We start from the raw sequence: 2,907 nt of genomic DNA, 5'->3' as shown, positions 1-2,907 counted from the left end.
AGGAGCGGGCCAAGGCAACATACTGTCGTGCCAACACCTCGTCCTGTGTTGCGATGGCAGTATCGGCAAATTCGCTGACGCTGGAAGCGTTGTCCGGCTGGAAAGCGTACTGTGCCAGGCAAAACGGCTCATATACCCCGCAGGAAAAAGCGTATTCCGTTTCTAGGATAGCACGTATGCGCGCATGTAAAGCAGAGGACGGCTCGAACACCGTGCCTGACAGTAACCGCAGAATGCGCGCCAATGTATAGAGCGCCACTTTTTGATAATTGCGAATGTAACCGCCATGATGGAATATGGTGCCGTCCGGCTTGTAGCCGCTGGCAATACCGGGAGCCGTTCCCAGACAAACATGTTCGAGATAGTAAAGGAAGTGGCGCATATCACGAACCTTTTCCGGAGTGCTTTCGGTCAGCAGAATACAAGCGAGCAGACTGGGGAGCTCTGTAGCGACGGCATCGGAATCTTCAAAAATCTTACCGGGTATGCCATGATGGGAGCTAACAGTATACACTTTGCCGAACTCATATGCCTGCCGCAGAAAGCTTATTGTGTGAGACAACATGCCGCCTGCAGCCAGTGGCTTTCGCATACGCAGCACGCTTGACGCGATGCCGCGTCCATGGTACCAGTTAAATGCGATGTTCTGTTCCTCAAGATGACGCAGAAGCAGGACATACTGTTCAAGGAGCTCAACGGATGGCGCGGCACAATAGGCGCGGGCAAAGGCAGCCATGGCATGTGCGTAAGCGGTGATATCATGGATAGGCTGCCCGGTTACCTGCCCGTGCCGTATGCGCAGAGTCATGGAACGGAAAAAAGCCTGGGCCCGTTCCAATGCATCCGGCGCGGGCTGGGTATACGGAGGTGTGTCCAATGTATCGCAGAATGCTTCGTAACGCCGTGTGATTTCCGCAAAAGCGGAAAGTTCGTTTTCTGTGACATATTCGGGAAGAGGGAAAACCGGAGCATTGCGGCATGGCGCGTTGTCCTCATATATTTCTGCGGGAAAACGGCGCGGATGGCAGGCGAGGTGCCGGACCTGTGCGCAAAGGGAGGGATAAACAAAAAGTGCATCCACTGCCGCCCAAAGGCGAATATCCCGAAAAAGAATGTTGGAGAAGCCGCCACCCGTTTCCGCCTGTATACACAGGCGGCATAATGCATCCGGCGCAGTATGGCCCAACATAAAGCCGCGTTCGTATGGAATGCAAAACTCTTTCCAGCCATGAAAGTTGAGCCGTAAAGTAAGCCGCAGACTCCTTCCATCCGCTGCCGAAAAAGTAAAATGAAGCTGTTCGCCGGACGGGGCCATACAGTAGATTCGGAAGGCAAAGCCGGGCACACGCGGCGGCTGTACTACAAGGCCGGGCATGGCAAAGCGGCGTTCAAGCGTCAGCGTTGCACCGTCGCAAAAGCGCCATCGAATGCCGGAGCCGTCTGTTCCACAGAGATGAGAGCGAGTGACCCGGCTGTCTGTGGCATGAAATACGGTGGCTATTCCATCTGTAGGGACCGTCAGAAATGACATATCAGCAGCCTCCCTGAAGCAACGGATGAATGCGGCGGGAATTTTCACACTGTGCGGACCAGGCCATTGTCGCAGACCCAGACCTTTATTCCGGTCGGATTGTAAACGCGGTCGCCCTGCGCGCTGTATACCAGGCGGCGCGCGGCCTGCAGATAGTGGTAATAATCAATATTTGTGACATACCAGATATCGTCCCGGCCTGCCAGGCGCCGGCAAAGCGACTCCATCTGTTCCCAGGTGTGGTCGCGCTCAAATTCATAGCTGTGTCCCCAGATATAGTACAGCATCGGATAAGTATCGCCGGGCGCCTCAAGAAAAGCATCTGTCAACGCGGCGTCGTCCAAGGCGCGGGCGTGATGGCAGGTAGGGTCCCATTGCAGAAAATCCGCTGGAGGGAAAAATTTCCCTGTACTGCGCACTGTACGCGCATACAATAAGCCTGCTGCGTGCGCGGCAGCCCTCACCTCGGGAGAGTGGTCGCCATACGCATAAGAAAGTCCGGTGATGAAACGGCCGGTACATTGTTCCAGAGCAATGCGGTCATCCAGAAATTCCCGCACCAAAGCCGGATTGGAAAGCTGCGAGGGGAAGGCGTGAAGAACACCGTGGCACGCAACCTCATGGCCATCGTAAAGGGAGGCGGCCTCTTGCCTGGAAATGGTGCCGGGATGTTCAAGCAGGCCGGAATTCAGATGAAAAGTTGCTTTCAATCCATGCGTATTGAATAGTTTAACGAGGCGTCGATCGTGGATTTTGCCGTCGTCATAGCTGAAGGTGAGCGCCTTGGTTTTACCGCCCGGGTAAAGAAGACGAATCATAAACATGTCACTCCTTTGGTTTTTAACACTGGTGCAGCCGCAGCAGCTTTACCGTATGCGGCGGCAAAAAATATTGCAGCCGGGTGCATTCTCCCTCATCCTCTCGGCGCCAGACGTCGCGCACAGAGCAGCGGTCGGGAAGCACATAGGAAGCGCGCCGGGGCTGTTCGGAAAGATTGAAAAATGCCAGGGCAATATCGCCGTTTTCCAGAGGGCGGCGATAGGTATACAGCAAAGCATCTGCGTCTATAAGCGTGGGCGCGTGCATCAGTCCATCCTGATGCAGAGCGATAACTTCTTCGTTGCAGATGAGATCCAATTCAAATTCGGTGAGGCCTCCGATACGGCAGCTCAATTGAATCGGTGACAACAGGAGGATTCGCGCTGTGTACGCTACAATTTTTTCGTCATCTGTCAGTTCGCTGCGGAACAGGGACATCTCTCCGAATTCCAGCATGTCGAGATCAAAGTAATGTCCATTGCCTGTATGCTCCTTCCAAGGGGTGTAAGCCAGAATGCGAGACAGAAGGTTGTCCCAAGTTCCGTTGCTGTCGAGAC

Annotated in this window: 3 protein-coding genes; all 3 read right to left on the bottom strand. The window is 54.4% G+C overall.

The genetic code is table 11. From position 1 onward, the window contains the following. Window positions 1-1,579, bottom strand: a 1,579-nt coding sequence (locus ACOYIE_RS10270) for a chondroitinase family polysaccharide lyase (RefSeq protein ID WP_433412896.1), incomplete at its 3' end; no start/stop codon positions are given. Then, on the bottom strand, window positions 1,576-2,349 hold the full coding sequence (locus ACOYIE_RS10265) for a polysaccharide deacetylase family protein (protein WP_009324211.1): 774 nt from the start codon (window positions 2,347-2,349) through the stop codon (window positions 1,576-1,578). The genes ACOYIE_RS10270 and ACOYIE_RS10265, both read right to left, overlap by 4 nt. Window positions 2,350-2,371: 22 nt before the next feature. Then, window positions 2,372-2,907 (bottom strand): alpha-galactosidase (locus ACOYIE_RS10260; protein WP_433412893.1); only part of this gene is annotated, 536 nt, incomplete at its 5' end.

Source organism: Agathobaculum sp. (assembly GCF_050946325.1).
Lineage (GTDB): Bacteria > Bacillota > Clostridia > Oscillospirales > Butyricicoccaceae > Agathobaculum.
This window is presented reverse-complemented; position numbering and strand designations above follow the sequence as displayed.